General features: G+C 64.6%; 15 protein-coding genes and 1 pseudogene. 2 read left to right on the top strand and 14 right to left on the bottom strand.

Translation table 11 applies throughout. The features are described from left to right. Positions 1–64: 64 nt before the first annotated feature. The 14 genes and pseudogenes from OKW52_RS06850 to OKW52_RS06785 form a co-directional block, all read right to left on the bottom strand. Entirely contained in the window at positions 65–748 is a 684-nt protein-coding gene (locus OKW52_RS06850; RefSeq protein ID WP_264505059.1) for a dimethylsulfoniopropionate lyase, read from the bottom strand. A gap of 9 nt (positions 749–757) precedes the next feature. Then, entirely contained in the window at positions 758–1,750 is a 993-nt protein-coding gene (gene acuI / locus OKW52_RS06845; RefSeq protein ID WP_264505058.1) for an acrylyl-CoA reductase (NADPH), read from the bottom strand. Further along, positions 1,732–2,400: an acrylate utilization transcriptional regulator AcuR gene (gene acuR / locus OKW52_RS06840; protein WP_264505057.1), complete on the bottom strand. Its 669-nt coding sequence runs from the start codon at positions 2,398–2,400 to the stop codon at positions 1,732–1,734. Before acuR ends, acuI begins: the two co-directional genes overlap by 19 nt. 66 nt (positions 2,401–2,466) lie before the next feature. Next, a pseudogene (locus tag OKW52_RS06835) lies at positions 2,467–3,542 on the bottom strand (ABC transporter ATP-binding protein). Next, positions 3,542–4,324: an ABC transporter permease gene (locus OKW52_RS06830; RefSeq protein ID WP_264505056.1), complete on the bottom strand. Its 783-nt coding sequence runs from the start codon at positions 4,322–4,324 to the stop codon at positions 3,542–3,544. The pseudogene OKW52_RS06835 and the gene OKW52_RS06830 overlap by 1 nt, the downstream one beginning before the upstream one ends. Beyond that, positions 4,321–5,190: an ABC transporter permease gene (locus tag OKW52_RS06825; RefSeq protein WP_264505055.1), complete on the bottom strand. Its 870-nt coding sequence runs from the start codon at positions 5,188–5,190 to the stop codon at positions 4,321–4,323. The genes OKW52_RS06830 and OKW52_RS06825 overlap by 4 nt, the downstream gene beginning before the upstream one ends. Before the next feature lie 101 nt (positions 5,191–5,291). After that, positions 5,292–6,395 (bottom strand): ABC transporter substrate-binding protein, encoded by a 1,104-nt coding sequence (locus OKW52_RS06820; RefSeq protein ID WP_264505054.1) that lies wholly within the window; start codon positions 6,393–6,395, stop codon positions 5,292–5,294. A gap of 325 nt (positions 6,396–6,720) precedes the next feature. Next, positions 6,721–7,137: a DMT family transporter gene (locus OKW52_RS06815; protein ID WP_264505053.1), complete on the bottom strand. Its 417-nt coding sequence runs from the start codon at positions 7,135–7,137 to the stop codon at positions 6,721–6,723. Continuing rightward, a complete protein-coding gene (locus OKW52_RS06810) occupies positions 7,134–7,637 on the bottom strand; it encodes a DMT family transporter (RefSeq protein WP_264505052.1) in 504 nt (167 codons plus the stop codon). The genes OKW52_RS06815 and OKW52_RS06810 overlap by 4 nt, the downstream gene beginning before the upstream one ends. A 168-nt stretch (positions 7,638–7,805) precedes the next feature. Further along, complete coding sequence (locus OKW52_RS06805; RefSeq protein WP_264505051.1) at positions 7,806–8,798, bottom strand: ABC transporter permease; 993 nt, start codon at positions 8,796–8,798, stop codon at positions 7,806–7,808. A gap of 10 nt (positions 8,799–8,808) precedes the next feature. Beyond that, the gene (locus OKW52_RS06800) at positions 8,809–10,305 is read right to left on the bottom strand and encodes a sugar ABC transporter ATP-binding protein (RefSeq protein WP_264505050.1); all 1,497 of its coding nucleotides are present in this window, start codon (positions 10,303–10,305) and stop codon (positions 8,809–8,811) included. A gap of 91 nt (positions 10,306–10,396) precedes the next feature. Then, on the bottom strand, positions 10,397–11,344 hold the full coding sequence (locus OKW52_RS06795) for a sugar-binding protein (protein ID WP_264505049.1): 948 nt from the start codon (positions 11,342–11,344) through the stop codon (positions 10,397–10,399). A 129-nt stretch (positions 11,345–11,473) separates the two neighbouring features. After that, complete coding sequence (locus OKW52_RS06790; RefSeq protein WP_264505048.1) at positions 11,474–12,460, bottom strand: substrate-binding domain-containing protein; 987 nt, start codon at positions 12,458–12,460, stop codon at positions 11,474–11,476. Between the two features lie 49 nt (positions 12,461–12,509). Then, positions 12,510–13,490 carry an NAD-dependent epimerase/dehydratase family protein gene (locus OKW52_RS06785; RefSeq protein WP_264505047.1) on the bottom strand — a complete coding sequence of 327 codons (981 nt, stop codon included), beginning with the start codon at positions 13,488–13,490 and terminating at the stop codon, positions 12,510–12,512. Positions 13,491–13,671: 181 nt separating this feature from the next. Here OKW52_RS06785 and OKW52_RS06780 point away from each other — a divergent pair, with 181 nt between their 5' ends. Both OKW52_RS06780 and OKW52_RS06775 read left to right on the top strand, forming a co-directional pair. Next, complete coding sequence (locus OKW52_RS06780; protein WP_264505046.1) at positions 13,672–14,412, top strand: ATP-binding cassette domain-containing protein; 741 nt, start codon at positions 13,672–13,674, stop codon at positions 14,410–14,412. Between the two features lie 16 nt (positions 14,413–14,428). Continuing rightward, complete coding sequence (locus tag OKW52_RS06775; protein ID WP_264505045.1) at positions 14,429–15,421, top strand: ABC transporter permease; 993 nt, start codon at positions 14,429–14,431, stop codon at positions 15,419–15,421. Positions 15,422–15,423: the final 2 nt, after the last annotated feature.

Below are 15,423 nucleotides of genomic sequence, written 5' to 3'. Positions count from 1 at the left end.
GCGGCCGGGCCGTTTAGCGCCGATGCGGGGCCCGAGTGCCGCCTTATGCGGCACCCCTGCCCGCTCAGATCCCTTCGCTCATGCGCTGCTTGCGGCTGGCGCTCAGCTTCATGCCCGGCGCGCTCAGGCGCTCCTCGGGTCCGACCCAGGCGTAGGCCAGCAGGCAGGGGTCCAGATCGGCGGTGGTGATGCGGTGCTCATGATCCGGGCGGTTGAGGATCAGCGAGCCGGGCGCATGCACCGCCGTGTCATTCTCGGACCACGCCCCGGCGATTGAGATATAGCTTTCCTCGATCTCCTGATGACTGTGCTGCGGATAGGTGGTTCGAGGCGCGAATAGCACAAAGCCCAGCACCAGCCGGTCCGAGCGGACCGGACCGCGCGGTCCCAGAACCTCGCAATAGGCGTATTTCTGAGCCAGCGCCTTGGGCACCTTCTCGTAGCCGTATTCCCACGTGAGCAGCGGCGCGACCCGCGACAGCGCGCGGGCCATGCTGCCGACAACGCCCCGCTCGCCCAGATCCAGCGCACGGGGCAGATGGGCGGTGACCGGCTTCACCTCAGGCGCGCGCAGGGTGATTGCGGGGTTCGCATCGATCACCATCGAAAGCGTATCGCGCACCCGCTTGCGATGCGCCCGGATCAACCGGCTGCCCCCGGCCGAGCCGTGCCGGTAGAGCGTATCAAACTCGCGCAGCAGATACAGCCATGAGGGGTGGTCGAACAGCCGGCTCTCGGTCTCGGACATGGCGCGCGCTCAGCCCAGGTCGGGCGAGACGGGCACGATGACCCGGCCCCGCACCTGCCCGGCCAGAAACTTCGGCGCGGTTGCGATCACCTGATCGAAGGGCAGCTCGACACACAGCGCGTCCAGTTTGGCCAGATCCAGCTCCTTGGCCAGCAGCAGCCAAGCCTCACGCCGCTTCGCCGCCGGGCACATGACGCTATCGACGCCGACCAAGGTGACGCCGCGCAGGATGAACGGCGCGACCGAGGCGGGCAGATCCATCCCCGCCGCCAGACCGCAGGCCGCCACCGCGCCGCCATAGCGGGTCATCGACAGAAGATTGGCCAGCACAATGCTTCCCGCCACATCGACGCCACCCGCAAAACGCTCTTTGCCCAGCGCGCGGGGTTTGCCCGACAGCTCGGCCCGGTCCACAATGGTTTTCGCACCAAGGTCTTTGAGATAGTCACCTTCCGACGCGCGGCCTGTGACCGCCGCCACATCATAGCCGCGCGAGGCCAGCAGCGCCGTCGCCACCGAGCCGACACCCCCGGCGGCACCGGTCACGGCGATCTCGCCCATCTCCGGAGTGATGCCCTGCTGCGCCAGCGCCATCACACACAGCATCGCCGTATAGCCCGCCGTGCCGATCCCCATGGCCTGCCGCAAGGAGATCCCCTTGGGCAGCGGCACCAGCCAGCCGCCCTTGACCCGCGCTACCTTGCCCAAGCCGCCCCAATGGGTTTCACCGACGCCCCAGCCGTTCAGGATGACCGCGTCGCCGGGGGCATAATCGGGGTGGCTGCTTTCACGCACGATGCCGGAAAAGTCGATGCCGGGGACCATCGGGAAACGGCGCACCACAGGGGCAGCCCCGGTGATCGCCAGCGCGTCCTTGTAGTTCAGCGTCGAATAGGCAACGTCGATGAGCACGTCGCCCTCGGGCAGATCGCCCTCGGACACGGTGGTTTGCGACACGGTTTGCGCGTCGCCGGTTTTATCGATCAGGATGGCGTCGAACATGAGGGCCTCTCGGTTGCGATAAGATCAAAGAAAGTGTCGGCGAAGTGGTGCAGCGGGTCTGGCCTGCGTTCCAGCTTGGCGCGCAGCACGGCCCCCTCCCATCCGGTCCAGAACAGGGCGGCCAGCGCATCGGGGTTCAGGCCGGGTTTCAGCGCGCCCGCGTCTTGGGCGGCGCGCAGACAGGCGGCGGTGCGCGCTTGCCAGTCGGCCAGCACCTCGATCAGCCGGGCACGGAACTCTTCAGGCAGCGCGCCCATTTCCTGCCCCAGATTGCCGATCAGACAACCGCGCGTGAAGCCGTGCCGGGCCATGCCGGCCTCGGCATCCTTGGTGAAGCGGCGCAGGCGGTCGAGCGGGGACAGGCCGATGTCGTCCAGCGCGCGGGTCAGTCTGGCGACGAAATAGAGGTGATACGCGTCGATCAACGCCGCGCCGAACGCGGATTTTGAGCCGAAGTGATGGTAAAAGCTGCCCTTGGGCACGCCAGCGTTTGCGAGGATCTCGTCCACCCCCGTCGCGGCATAGCCGCGTTCGGTCAGATGGATCATCCCGGTGCGCAAAAGCCGCGCCCGCGTGTCAGACGTTGCCGGATCGGCCTTGGGGCGGCCCCGGCGTTTGGGTTCAGGGATGGGGGCGTGATTGACCGTCATCCGACATTAATAGACCGATCCGTCCATTAATGTCAAAACCTGACTCACGGGCAAGCCTGCCAGGGGTTATTCGCCCCCCGGCAGCCGGTCTCCCAACACGATCACATCGCCCGGCGCGAGGCTGATTTCGGTCGCAGCGCCGACCGGCGGTGGGGGCATGTCGGCGCGGTTGAAGGTGTCGAGCGACAGCTGCGTTCCCGCCGCCTCGACCCGGATGCGGATCACCGAGCCGAGGAAGTGAACCTCAAGGATCCGCGCGGGCAGGATGATCTCACAGCCCGGCGCGCGGCCCAGATGCACCGTCTCGGGCCGCAGGGCCAATGTGACGGAATCGCCGCCCTTCTGAGCGAGGGGACGGCCAAGCGTGATCTCGGTGTCGCCGATGCGCACGTGGCCAGCACCGGGTTCAATAACGGTGCCGTCTATCATGCTGAGCGTACCGACAAAATTCGCCACGAACCGCGTCTCGGGGCGGTTGTAGATGTCAAACGGCGCACCGACCTGTTCGGCGATGCCCCCGTTCATCACCACGATGCGGTCGGAAATCGACAGCGCCTCTTCCTGATCATGGGTGACGAAGATTGTCGTGATGCCAAGGCGTTGCTGGATCTCGCGGATCTCGGTGCGCAGGCTGACGCGGATTTTCGCATCGAGCGCCGACAAGGGCTCGTCGAGCAGCAACACCTGCGGGCGCGGGGCCAGCGCGCGGGCCAGCGCCACACGCTGCTGCTGCCCCCCGACAGCTGGAACGGATAGCGCGCGCCCAGATCCGGCAAGCCGATCAGCGCCAGCATCTCGCGCACGCGCTCGGCGGCTTCATCGCGCGGAACGCCGGCGATCTTCAGGCCAAAGCCGACATTCTCGGCCACCGTCAGGTTGGGGAACAGCGCATAGGCCTGAAACACCATGCCGACATTGCGCTGGTTGGATTTCAGTCCGGTGATGTCCTTGCCGTCGATGGTGATCGCGCCCATGTCCGGGCGCTCGAACCCGGCGACCATGCGCAACACCGTCGTCTTGCCGCAGCCCGAGGGGCCAAGCAGCGAGATGAACTCGCCCTTTTCGATCCCCAGATTGAAATCCTTGACCACCCGCATGGTGCCAAAGGCTTTTTCGAGGTGTGAAATGTCGAGGAAAGCCATCAGCGTGCCAGTCTGTTATGTTTGGAAAAGCGGGTGACCAGCTGGATCAACCCCATGCAGGCCCAGGTGATGCCGAAGGCGATCACCGCAAGTGCTGCGGGTTCATAGGCGCGGTTGGCGCCCAAAAGCTGCATGAAAGGCCCAAAGGCGGGGCGGTCCAGAAGTGCCGCCATGGTGAATTCACCGATCACGATGGCGAAGGTCAGAAAGGCCCCCGACAGCACCGCACCCAGCACATTGGGCAGGATCACCCGGACGATGATCGTCGCCCAGCCCGCGCCCAGAGATTGCGCGGCTTCGGTCAGGGTGGCGACGTCGATGGTGCGCAATCCGGTATCCACGGCGCGGTACATATACGGCAGCGCCAGCACGGTATAGCCGAACATCAGCAGGATGTTGGTGCCCAGCGCCGTGCCCGTCAGCGGCAGCCAGCTGGAGGTGTTGTACAGCCGGATATAGCCGAAAACGACGACAATGGACGGGATGACCAGCGGCAACAGCGTGATGAATTCGACCCACGGCCGCAGCCACGGCATCTTGAGCCGCACCCAGAACGCGGTCGGCACGACCAGCAGCACGCCAAAGGCGATCGTCACCAGCGCCATGATCACCGAATAGGAAAACGTCGCCTGAAACTGCGGGTTGTTGATCACCGCCGTATAGGCATCGAACGAATATTCGCCGCGCCGCATCTTCAGCGAGAATTCGGTCATGCCGTAGAGCGGCATCAGGAAGAACAACACGCCGAAAAGCAGCGCGCCCCAGGACCAGAACTTGGTCATTTCAGCCACCTTTCCGAGCGCGCGCGCAGCACGATGTAGAGCGCATTGGCAAGGCCGGTGATGACGATCATCCCGAAGGCCAGCGCGTAGCCAAGGTTGGGCGAGCCCAGCACGTCACCCCGGATCTGCGCGTACAGAAGGATCGGCGCGATGTTCAGCGAGGGGCCGGTCAGGGCAATCGCCGTCGCCACCGCGCCAAAGGCATTGGCAAAGAGCAGCGCCATGGTGCCCAGGATCGACGGAAACAGGATCGGGAACGCCACCATGCGCCAGTATTGCAGGCCGGTTGCGCCCAAAATCGCCGCAGCCTCGCGCCATTCGCGTTTCAGACCGTCCAGTGCGGGGGTGATGATCAGGATCATCAGCGGGATCTGGAAGAACAGGTACGTGATCACCAGACCCAGCGTCGAGAGCAGGTTGAAGCCCATCAGACGCAGGTTGATGCCGAATTCGCTGCGCAGGTACAGCGTGATGATCCCAGCCGGGCCGATGGTCGCAATAAAGGCGAAGGCCAGCGGCACACCGGCAAAGTTCGACGCAACGCCCGAGAAGGTCATCATCGGGTTGCGGACCGAGCGCGGCAAGCCCCCGACCGTCAGCGCGGCGGCGATGGCAAAACCGACGACACAGCCGATCAGCGCCGACCAGAAGCTGATCTTGATCGACACCCAATAGGCCGACAGGATCGTCGGCGTGTTCAGCGCCAGAATGTTGTCAAAGGTGAAACCGCCTTGGGGCGTGCGAAACGCGCCGACGACGATATACGCCGTGGGCAGCAGCAGAAAGAGACCCACGAACAGGAAGAACGGAGCCACGCCCAGCCATGTCAACGGCAAGGGACGGCGTGCAGGGCGCGAGGCGGGCATCGGCGATCCTTGGTGGAAAAGGGGGCCTTGGTAGAAAAAGGGGGCCTTGGCAGGGAAAGGAGGGCCTGCCAGTGGCGGCAGGCCCCGTTGTCAGGCGTCGATCAGTTGACGTTGGCGCCGACGACAGCGTCCCAGTTCGCCACAACGGCGTCACGGTTCGCGTTGACCTGATCCAGCGTCGGGAAGACAGCGGCGGCATAGCTTTCTGCCGGCGGCAGGGCGTCCATCATGTCCTGCGGGATCACGCCGCGGGCAGCCAGATCGTTAAAGCGGATCGGGTGGCAATAACCTGCCAGCCAGCCCAGCTGACCCGCGTCCGAATAGAGGTACTCCATCCACAGGCGGGCAGCGTTCGGGTGCGGCGCGAAGGCGCTGATGCCTTGCACATAGACACCGGCCAGAACCGCATCGCTGGGCACGATCACTTCAACCGGCGGGTTGCCAGCCAGCGTGTCGCGGGCGGCCAGAGCGTTGTAATCCCACTGGATCAGGATCGGCGTGGTGCCCTGCGCCAGCGTGCCCGTGCGGCCGATGACCGGCACGAAGTTGCCCGAGGCGTTCAGCTGCGCGAAATACTCAAGACCGGCCTCGGCGGCAGCCGCGCCCGGCTCGGCACCCTGCGCCATGCCGGCAGCCATCACCGCCAGAATCGCCTGGTTCGAGGCGCGCGGATCACCCGCCAGCGCGACCTGGCCCACGTATTCCGGCTTGAGCAGATCGGCGAACGAGGTCGGCACGTTTTCAACCAGATCGGTGTTCACGATGAACGACATCACACCGTAGTAGTCGCCGTACCAATAGCCTTCGGCATCGCGCGCACCCTCGGGGATCGTGTCCCAGGTCGAGACCATATAGGGCGTGATCAACCCTTCGGCGGCTGCGGTCGGGCCAAAGGCCAGACCCACGTCGATGACGTCGGGCGCTTGCGGGCCGGTGTTGTCGCGGTTGGCGCGGATCGCTTCCAGCTCGTCGGCGGAACCGGCATCCGGGTTCAGCTCGTTGATCTCAAGGAACGGGTACATCTGGCGGAAACCGTCAATGACGGCGCCATAGCCGCACCAGTCATGGGGCAGCGCGATGGTGGTCAGCATGCCCTCGGCACGGGCACCGGCAATCAGGTCGTCCATGCTCTGGGCCATGCCCGGCGTGGTGGTCATCATGGCCAGAATGCTGGCCGACGCGGCCAGCGCGGTCGTCGTTTTCATCGTAGCCTCCTGTTGGCAAAGCCGCCGCATTTCTGCCCCGGAGGGCCCGGTGCGACGCGACTGACACCAGCTACTGAACATCGGAAACAGATTCGTGACAATCATTCTGATGCGCGGGTGTGCGTGATTTTGTAATTTTTCGTTCAGTTGCGGGATTCCTGTCGAAAAACGACCAAATTCGCGGCTGGCAGGGCGGATCTCCCGCTCCGGACCGGCAAAACGGTCGCGACGCGCCCAATCCTTCCCTTACGTCAGGAATGTTTTTGGTTTGACCCGAGCACCCTGCCCCGGCCCAAGTCAGGCAGACGGGGTAAGCCTGCAAACCTTACCGCCGCGCCAGCAGCACCCCGCCAAGGATCAGCGCGACGCCGCCGATCTGCATCCACAGCACGGCATCGACCCCGCGCAGCACATCCAGCGTAACGCCTGACAGCATCTGCCCGGCCACCAGCAGCGCACCGGTCATTGTTGCCCCCAGTCGCGGGATCAGCCAGCTGCTGGCAGCCACGAACACCACCCCCACAGCGCCGCCTGCCCAGGCGTACCACGGCGCATTTTCGACGCCCTCGGGCCAGAAGCTGCCGACCGCGACGGTGATCGCGATGAGCGCGGCAAAACCCACCAGATGGTTCCAGAACGACGACTCCAGCGCCGAGCTTTGCAGCGCCAGCCGTCCGTTGACCTGCCGGGACAGCGCGATCAGCATGCCGCCGCCAAGCGCGAAAATCACCGCCGCCATCATGCGCCCATCCCCCGTGCGGCAATGATCAGCCCGGTTCCCGCAAGGATCGCCGCCAGCGCCGCAAGATCGCGCAGACTGGGCAGACGGCGGGCCAGCCCCATCGCCCCCATCGCGTCGAACACCAAGGCCAGAAACACCTGCCCTGCGATACCCAACGCCAGTGTGCCGGTCAGCGCCAGTGAGGAATTGGCAGCGATCGAGGTTGCCAGCACCGTCAACGCCCCCGACAACCCACCCAGATACGCCCAAAGCGGCGCACGGCCGCGACCGGCGACCGGCCGAGCGCGCCAGCGCCACAGCCCGGCCAGCGCGATGCCCGCCACCACCGTTCCCACGCCATGGGCTGTCAGCGACGAGAACAACGGCGTGCCATAGGCCGCGAGGCTGCTGTTGCACAGCAGCATGAAGCTCAACAGGCTGCCCGCCGCCAACGCCAGAACAATTTCCACCGCGCGCAGGCGCTTGGGGGGCACTTCAGGGGGTGCAAGCGTGACGGCCACGGGATGTCCTTGGATCAGAGGGGCGCTCATGCCCCCAAAGCCCGGTCGTGATGCCCAACTTCTTTCGGCAAGGCAACACCCGCATGGCTGGTCCGTGTGAATGGACGGCAATCCGCTGACACGGTGCGGAGCCATCTGCACATGTCCCGACTCCGCGCTTTTCTGGGGCTAACCCTTCGCTGATGTCGCCTCCACGGCGGCCCGGGTCGCGGCCTGTCTGCGCGCGGTGCGAAAGCGTTCGAACTGGGTATCGGCGATCACCCCGATCAGAATAACGCTGCCCATCACCGCGAAATTCAGCGATGACGGGATGCCGAGCAGGTTCACGAGGTTCTGCAATTCCTGCAACAGCACGACCCCCAGACAGACACCGATGATCGACCCCTCGCCGCCGCGCAGGGAAAATCCGCCCAGAACGGCAGCGGCGATGGCGTAGAGCTCGTAGAAATTCCCATGCGATGACGGTTGGACCGAGCGCGTGTACATCGCAAAGAAAATCGCCGCCAACGCCGTCAGGACAGCGCACAGGATATAGGCCAGCACAATGACCCGGCTGGTGTTGATGCCCGAATAGCGCGCCGCTTCTTCGTTCTTGCCTACGGCGAACAAATGCCGCCCGAACACCGTGCGATGCAGCAGATACCACGCCCCTGCCGCCACGATCACAAACGCCACGACCGAATGCGGCACACCTGCGGTGCGCCCGGTGGTCAGGAATTCCAGCGTCGGAAAATGGGACCCGAAGGTGAAGCCCGCCGTACCGTCATTGGTGTAGAACCGCGCGATGCCGCGATAGATCAGCAGACCGCAAAGCGTGACGACAAAGGGTTGCAGCCGCAGCCGGGTAACGAGCCAGCCATGCGTCAGGCCGATCACCGCGCCCAGCGCAAGCACGATGAGCGCGGCGACCGGCCAAGGCACGCCTTGCGCGACCATATCGACAAAGAGCACCCCCAGCAGCGCGATCACCGACCCCACCGACAATTCGATGCCGGCGGTCACGATCACAAAAGCCTCGGCGATGGAGAACAGGCCGAACAGCCCGATCAGATTGGCCGTATTGGCGAGGTTAACCGCCGACAGAAAGCGCGGATTGATCAGCGCCACCACCGCCCCGACAGTCAGGACCAGCATCAGCAGTCCGATGTCCTTGCGCCCCATTGTTGTCTCCCTATTCCACAGCCAGATGCAGGATTGCTTCTTCGGATACCGCGCCTCGATCCAGCGTGCCCGCCATGCGCCCCCGGCACATCACCGCCACGCGGTCCGACACGCCGATGACTTCCTCCATGTCGGACGAGATCATCAGGATCGCCACGCCCCGGTCGGCAAGCGCGCGCATCAACTCGTAGACTTCGGCCTTCGAGCCGACGTCGATGCCGCGGGTCGGTTCGTCGAAGATCAGCACTTTCGGCTCCATCGCCAGCCATTTGGCCAGAACGACCTTCTGCTGGTTGCCGCCCGACAGCTCGGCCACGGCGCGCCGCAGATTGCTGGCCTTGATGCGCAACCGCTCGCGCGAGGCCTCGGCCAGCGCCGTTTCGGCCTTGGGTCTCAGCCGCCCGCCGGGCGCAAGGCGCGACAGGCTGGGCAGCGCGATGTTGTCGCAGATGGCGAAATCCAGCAGCAGCCCTTGGCCCTTGCGGTCTTCGGGGACCAGACACACACCGGCGGCGATGGCGTCGGCCACCGACTGGCGCGCCAACGGGCGGCCATTCACCGCGATCGTGCCTCCCCGCCCAGCGTCGATACCGAACAGCACCCGCGCAAGCTCGGACCGGCCCGCGCCGACCAGCCCGGCAAGGCCCAGAATTTCGCCGCCATTCAGGGTGAGATCGACGTCACGCTCAGGGAAGGCTTCGGTTCGGATGCCCCGCGCCTCTAACACCGGCGTGCCGGGTCTGTGATCCACCGGCTGGCACACCCGTTTCACGTCACGACCGATCATCAGCCGGACCATGGCGTCGCGGGTAATATCTTCGCGCGGCAGCCCGCCCGCGTTGCGCCCGTCGCGCAGACCGACGACGCGGTCGGCGACGGCCTCGATCTCGGACAGGCGGTGGGTGATGAACAGCACCGCCGCGCCCCGGGCCCTGAGGTCGCAGACGACCTCGAGCAGCCGCTCGGTTTCGGACAGGGTGAGGCTTGAGGTCGGCTCATCCAGAATGATCAGGCGCGCGTCCGTCGACAGCGCCTTGGCGATCTCGATCATCTGCTGATCGGCCAGCGACAGGCCAAGCACCGGATCGTCAGGGCCAAACCGCGTGCCCAGCGTCTCAAGGATGCCCGCGACCTTGCGCGACATCGCCTTGCGGTCCATCCAGCCCAGCCGTCCACGCCGGATCTCGCGCCCAAGCAACACATTGCCCGCCACATCCAGATTGGTGAAAGGGTTCAGCTCCTGATGCACGAAGGCGATGCCAAGCGCTGCAGCCTGTACGGGGGTCAACGCGGCATGGGACACGCCATCGACGGTGATCTGGCCCGCGTCGGCCGCTATGGTGCCGCCGAGCACCTTCATCAACGTCGATTTCCCGGCGCCGTTCTCACCCACCAACCCCACGACTTCGCCGCCCCGAATGCTCAGGTCGACGGAGTCCAGCGCCACGGCACCGGGGTAAATCTTGGTGATGCCCGAAAGCGTCAGGGTGATCGGATCATGGGTCAACAGGGGTCAGCCTTTGCCGTTAGCGCGACGAAACCGCACCGGTACAAGGTGCACCGGTGCGGCTCGACCGAGCGGAGGGAGGAACGTCCGCTCAGCCGCCGAGACGCTCACGCAGTTGCGCTTCGAAGGCGTCCACGTTGCTTTGGTTGATAATCACGGTCGGCACGATGATCAGCCCGTCCTCAGGCACGCCCGAGGTGTCACCCCCCAGATAGGCCGCCATCAGATGCATGCCCTGATAGCCCCACTGGTAAGGGTCTTGCACCACGGTGCCGGCAAAGCTGCCCTCGCGCACGGCACCCAGCGTAATGGGGTCTTCATCGAAACCGATGACCGTGATCTCGCCCAGCTGACCCGCCGCTTGCAGGGCTTCGTAGATCTTGGGCGGGTTGTAGGAATAGAAGCCGACCATGCAGTCGATCTCGGGCATGGCGGCCAGCACGTCGTCGACATTCGAGCGCGCGCGGGCAAAATCCACGTCATCACCGCGCACATCGACCAGCTCGATCCCCGAGCCTTCGACGGCCTGCCGGAAGCCTGCGATCCGCTCGACCGCGTTATCGGCGCCCAGGAAGCCGACGAAGCCCATGCAGCGGCCACCCTCCGGCATCGCCGCCACGGCGATTTCGCCAGCCTGAATGCCCGCCGCCGTGTTGGACGATCCCAGATAGGCGATGCGGTTGCTTTGCGGTGCGTCGCTGTCGGTGGTGAACAGCGGGATCTGTGCCGCGATCCGGTTGAAGGCGTCGATCGAGTTGCCCGGATCGACCGACGAAATCATGATGGCATCGACGCCCGAGGCCACGAGGTCGTCCATCAGCTGGTTCTGACCCGCCGCCGTGCCCTGCGCCGGATAGCGGAATTGCATGTCATAGTCCGGCATCTCGGCTTGCGCGGCTTGCACCCCGGCCTCGGCCAGTTTCCAGAAATCGGACGCCGCGTTCACCACGAAAGCCATGGAGGTTTGCTCTTGCGCCTGAGCGGCCCCGGCCCCGAGGCACAGGGCCACGGACGCCAGAAGTAGGGATGAGCGTTTCATTTCGGTACTCCTCTGTGCGGCCCCGAAAGGCCGTAAGATGCTGTGCGGCACCGGAACCGGCGTCGCCTTGCTGATCGAAAGGGGATGGGAAGCGGCGGGCCGGACGCTCAGGTCCGGCCCGGGACAGGCTCAGTTGTCGGCGCAGAAGCCGGGTTCGGCATGGGTGCAGACGTCAAGGCCGGTGAACAGCGGATCGTCGACCGTTTCGCCGTTCAACAGCTGGATCATCACGTCCGGTGCCCGCAGGCCCATTTCGAACGGGCGTTGTCCGACCTGCGCGTGGCTGCGCATCTCGCGGAACGCCTGTGTTTGCGGCGGCAAGGTGTCACCCGCGATGATGATCAGCGCGTTGGACTGAAGCCGGTCCATGACCTGATCGGTCACCTGAGCATAGGCTTGCGGCGCGAATTGCGCCCAGCCGCCGATCAGGATGAACGCATCAAGGTCAGGATTGGCGGTGAACACGTCCGACATTTGCTGATTGGCCAGATCGGCCTGATCGTTGGTGAAGACCGGGCAGCCCTCGATCTCGGTCCAGCCGTTTTCGCCGGTCAGGCGGTCCAGCCCTTCCGCGCCACCTGCCGTGTCGCGAAAGCCTTGCGCCCGCGCGTTGATGTTCGCCGCCGCCACGTTGCCAAGCTGCAGGCAGATCGTCCCACCTTCGGGCTTGAGCGCCATCGCCTGTTCAGCCATCTGCACGCCCATCAGGTAGTTGTCGGTGCCCAGATAGGTCGCGCGCAGATCCGCATCAGCCGGCAGGAAATCGGCGTCGATGGTCATGATCGGGATGTCGGGTGCCAGCGCCCGGATGCGGTTGGCCATGGCGGGCGCGTTGGACGGCGAAATCGCGATGGCCGCAACCCCTGCCGCGATCAGGTCGTCAACGATCTGGACCTCACCGGCTTCGTCCGACGAGGACGCAGGCCCGGTGTAGAGGCAATTGTACTGGCTGTCCGGGTTCTCGGCCATCCATTGCTGGCAGCCAAGGTTGATCTGTTCAAAGAAGGGGTTGTCGAGGCCCTTCACGACGATTGCCAGCGTGTTGGCATCCTGCGCCATCGCACCGCTTGCCGCCATGGTCGCCAGAAGCGCCGTCATTCCAAACTTGTAGGTCATTCTTCTCTCTCCCTGTTGAAGACTTGCACCGGCCCGCCGCCTCCCGCGGTCAGCCGGGATACCACACGACACGCGGGTCTTCTGCCGCGCGTTCGTACCTCCATGCCCGCTCGATGAGCGTTTCGAGATCCACCGTCGGTCGCCATCCCAGCAGCAAGCCCGCCTTGGAACAGTCGAGCCAGTTGCTGTGAAACGATGTGGGTATGTCGACGGGCCGCGCGCCTGTGCGGCGGCCCATGATCGCGGCGAACTGCCCGTAGTCGAGCGGCTCGGCCATCGCGATGTTGAAGGTCTGCCGTGCAGCAGCGGGGTGGTCGAGCGCGGTCATCAACGCGGAAACGACATCATCCACATGAACGAAATTGCGCCGCAGGGGCGCGCCGTTTGCGTCGCGCATCACCGGCACATGATTGCCCGCGCGCGCCGCCGCCAGCGTCTCTTGTGGCATCAGGTCGGACCATGCAGGCCCGCCGAACTGATCGTCACCAAAGCTCATGGCATAGCGCAGATCATCCTTTTCCATGATCCACGGCGCCCGCAGGACACAGCCGTCCAGTCCGTACTGATGCCCGTATTGTTCGAGCATCACCTCTTCGATCACTTTGGTGAGCGCATAGCAGCCCGGATAGGCGCGGCGCGGATCGGATTCGGTGATCGGTGCAGGATAGGCCTGAAAGATGTGTCCGACCGAGCAGTCGCCGCTCAGCAGAACGAACCGTTTGGCCGCCGGGTTTGCCCGAAAAGCTTCGAGCAGCACGAACATGCCCTTGACCGACACGTCGATGGCCAGATCGGGGGATTCCTTGACCGCAGCAAGGTGCAGCACCTGCGTCACGCCCGCCATCGCCGCCGCGACGACGGAGGGATCGGCGATGGATCCGCGCACCACACGCAGCCGGTCCGTCTGCTGCACGCTGCGATTGTGGCACAGGGCCACCACCTGCGTTTCCGCATGGCGCGGATCCGCAAGCAGCGACGACAGCAGATGCTGTCCCACCTTGCCGGTGGCCCCTGTGATCAGCAGCTTCATGTCCCCTCCCCGGGCATAAGACCGATTCATATTTGCTAATAATATCCTCAATTCATATTTACTAATAATATTAAGTCAAGTACGCCTTTGAGGAGGCAGGGCGGGAGGCCCTGAGCGTACCAGACCCGGCCAGCGCCACTTTTTGCGCCACACCGGGGATCGACAAGAGGGGGAAACAGACGTGTCTCGCTTGAAACTGACGGGAATATCAAAGAATTTCGGAGCGATTCAGGCGCTGTCCAGCGTCACGCTTGACGTCGCACCCGGCGAGGTTCTGGGGTTGATGGGCGACAACGGCGCGGGAAAATCCACGCTGGTGAAGATCATCGCCGGCAACTTCCGCCCGTCCTCGGGCCAGATAATGATCGATGGCGCGCCGGTCGTTTTTCACAAACCGCGCGACGCCCAGACCGGCGGGGTCGAGGTGGTTTACCAGGATCTGGCGCTTTGCAACAATCTCACAGCGGCCTCGAACGTGTTCCTGGGCCGTGAGGCGATGCGCAAAATCGGGCCACTCCGGCTGCTGGACTATCCGGCGATGAACCGGCGGGCGAGCGAGTTGTTCAAGGTGCTGAAGTCAGAAACCCGCGCCCGCGACGTCGTGCGGCGGATGTCCGGCGGACAGCGGCAGGCCGTCGCCATCGCGCGCACCCTGCTGTCCGAACCCAAGATCGTCCTGATGGACGAACCGACCGCCGCGATCTCGGTCCGGCAGGTCGCCGAAGTGCTCGACCTGATCCGACGCCTGCGTGATCGCGGCATCAGCGTGATCCTGATCAGCCACCGGATGCCCGATGTCTTCGGCGTCGCCGACCGGATCGCCGTGTTGCGGCGCGGCGAACTGGTCGCAAGCAAAGCGACAGCAACCTCGTCACCCGAAGAAGTCACCGGGCTGATCACCGGCGCCATTGAGACCGCGTGAGGCAGGGAGAGATCACATGACGACACTCGACGACATCATCGGCCGGTCTGAGCACAAGAGCGCCGCCAACCGCATCACCTCGGTCCCGGTTTTCTGGGTCATCCTTGCCGCCATTGCCGCCTGCGTGGCGTTAACGCTGCTGACCGATACCTTCGCCACCCAGCGCAACGTTTTCAATGTGATGCGCAACTTTACCTTTGTGGCCATCATCGCGATTGGCATGACCGTCGTCATTGCCTCTGGGGGCATCGACCTGTCGGTCGGCTCGACCGTGGTGCTGACGGCCATGGTTCTCAGCGTACTGATGACGGCAGGCTGGAGCTTTCTGGCGGCGGCCTTCGTCGCCCTGCTTGCGGCACTGGCGGTCGGCGCGTTCAACGGCGTGCTGATCGCGTATGCCGGCATGCCGCCCTTTGTGGTCACACTCGGAACGCTGTCCGGCGCGCGGTCGCTGGCGATGGTGCTGTCAAACAACCAGATGATCTACGAATTCGGCCCCGATCAATCCCTGCTGCTGTGGCTGGGCGGCGGATCGAGTCTGGGCATCCCGCACCCCACCTATGTGCTGGCAGCCCTGATGGTCGTGATGGCCCTGATCCTGCGATGGACGCGCTGGGGGCAGTATGTCTTTGCCATCGGCGGCAACGAACAGGCGGCCATTCTCAACGGGATCTCGGTCAAGTTTCAGAAGGTGACGATCTACATGTTCGCGGCCTTCACGGCGGGGTTGACCGGCATCTTGATGACCGGCTGGCTGGGATCGGTCACCACCAACCTTGGCCAGTCGATGGAATTGGCCGTGATCGCAGCGGCGGTCATCGGTGGCGCCAACCTGGCTGGCGGCGAGGGCACAGCCGTCGGAGCCGTGGTCGGCGCCTTCCTGATCGAGGTAATCCGCAACTCCCTTATCCTGCTCGGCATCTCGACATTCTGGCAGGGCATGTTCATAGGAACCTTCATAATCGTCGCCGTCGCGTTCGACAGGTTCAGGAACCGAAGAAACGCCTGATC

Source organism: Pararhodobacter zhoushanensis, assembly GCF_025949695.1.
Taxonomy (GTDB): domain Bacteria; phylum Pseudomonadota; class Alphaproteobacteria; order Rhodobacterales; family Rhodobacteraceae; genus Pararhodobacter; species Pararhodobacter zhoushanensis_A.
The sequence above is the reverse complement of the archived record's forward strand: the minus strand, read 5'-3'. Positions and strand labels throughout refer to the sequence as shown.

Bases quoted from the DNA above. Each gene is read 5' to 3' on its own strand.
- acuI (WP_264505058.1), bottom strand. From the start codon at position 1,750: ATGTTCGACGCCATCCTGATCGATAAAACCGGCGACGCGCAAACCGTG.
- acuR (WP_264505057.1), bottom strand. From the start codon at position 2,400: ATGACGGTCAATCACGCCCCCATCCCTGAACCCAAACGCCGGGGCCGC.
- OKW52_RS06785 (WP_264505047.1), bottom strand. From the start codon at position 13,490: ATGAAGCTGCTGATCACAGGGGCCACCGGCAAGGTGGGACAGCATCTG.
- OKW52_RS06830 (WP_264505056.1), bottom strand. From the start codon at position 4,324: ATGACCAAGTTCTGGTCCTGGGGCGCGCTGCTTTTCGGCGTGTTGTTC.
- OKW52_RS06790 (WP_264505048.1), bottom strand. From the start codon at position 12,460: ATGACCTACAAGTTTGGAATGACGGCGCTTCTGGCGACCATGGCGGCA.
- OKW52_RS06815 (WP_264505053.1), bottom strand. From the start codon at position 7,137: ATGATGGCGGCGGTGATTTTCGCGCTTGGCGGCGGCATGCTGATCGCG.
- OKW52_RS06820 (WP_264505054.1), bottom strand. From the start codon at position 6,395: ATGAAAACGACGACCGCGCTGGCCGCGTCGGCCAGCATTCTGGCCATG.
- OKW52_RS06850 (WP_264505059.1), bottom strand. From the start codon at position 748: ATGTCCGAGACCGAGAGCCGGCTGTTCGACCACCCCTCATGGCTGTAT.
- OKW52_RS06805 (WP_264505051.1), bottom strand. From the start codon at position 8,798: ATGGGGCGCAAGGACATCGGACTGCTGATGCTGGTCCTGACTGTCGGG.
- OKW52_RS06795 (WP_264505049.1), bottom strand. From the start codon at position 11,344: ATGAAACGCTCATCCCTACTTCTGGCGTCCGTGGCCCTGTGCCTCGGG.
- OKW52_RS06775 (WP_264505045.1), top strand. From the start codon at position 14,429: ATGACGACACTCGACGACATCATCGGCCGGTCTGAGCACAAGAGCGCC.
- OKW52_RS06825 (WP_264505055.1), bottom strand. From the start codon at position 5,190: ATGCCCGCCTCGCGCCCTGCACGCCGTCCCTTGCCGTTGACATGGCTG.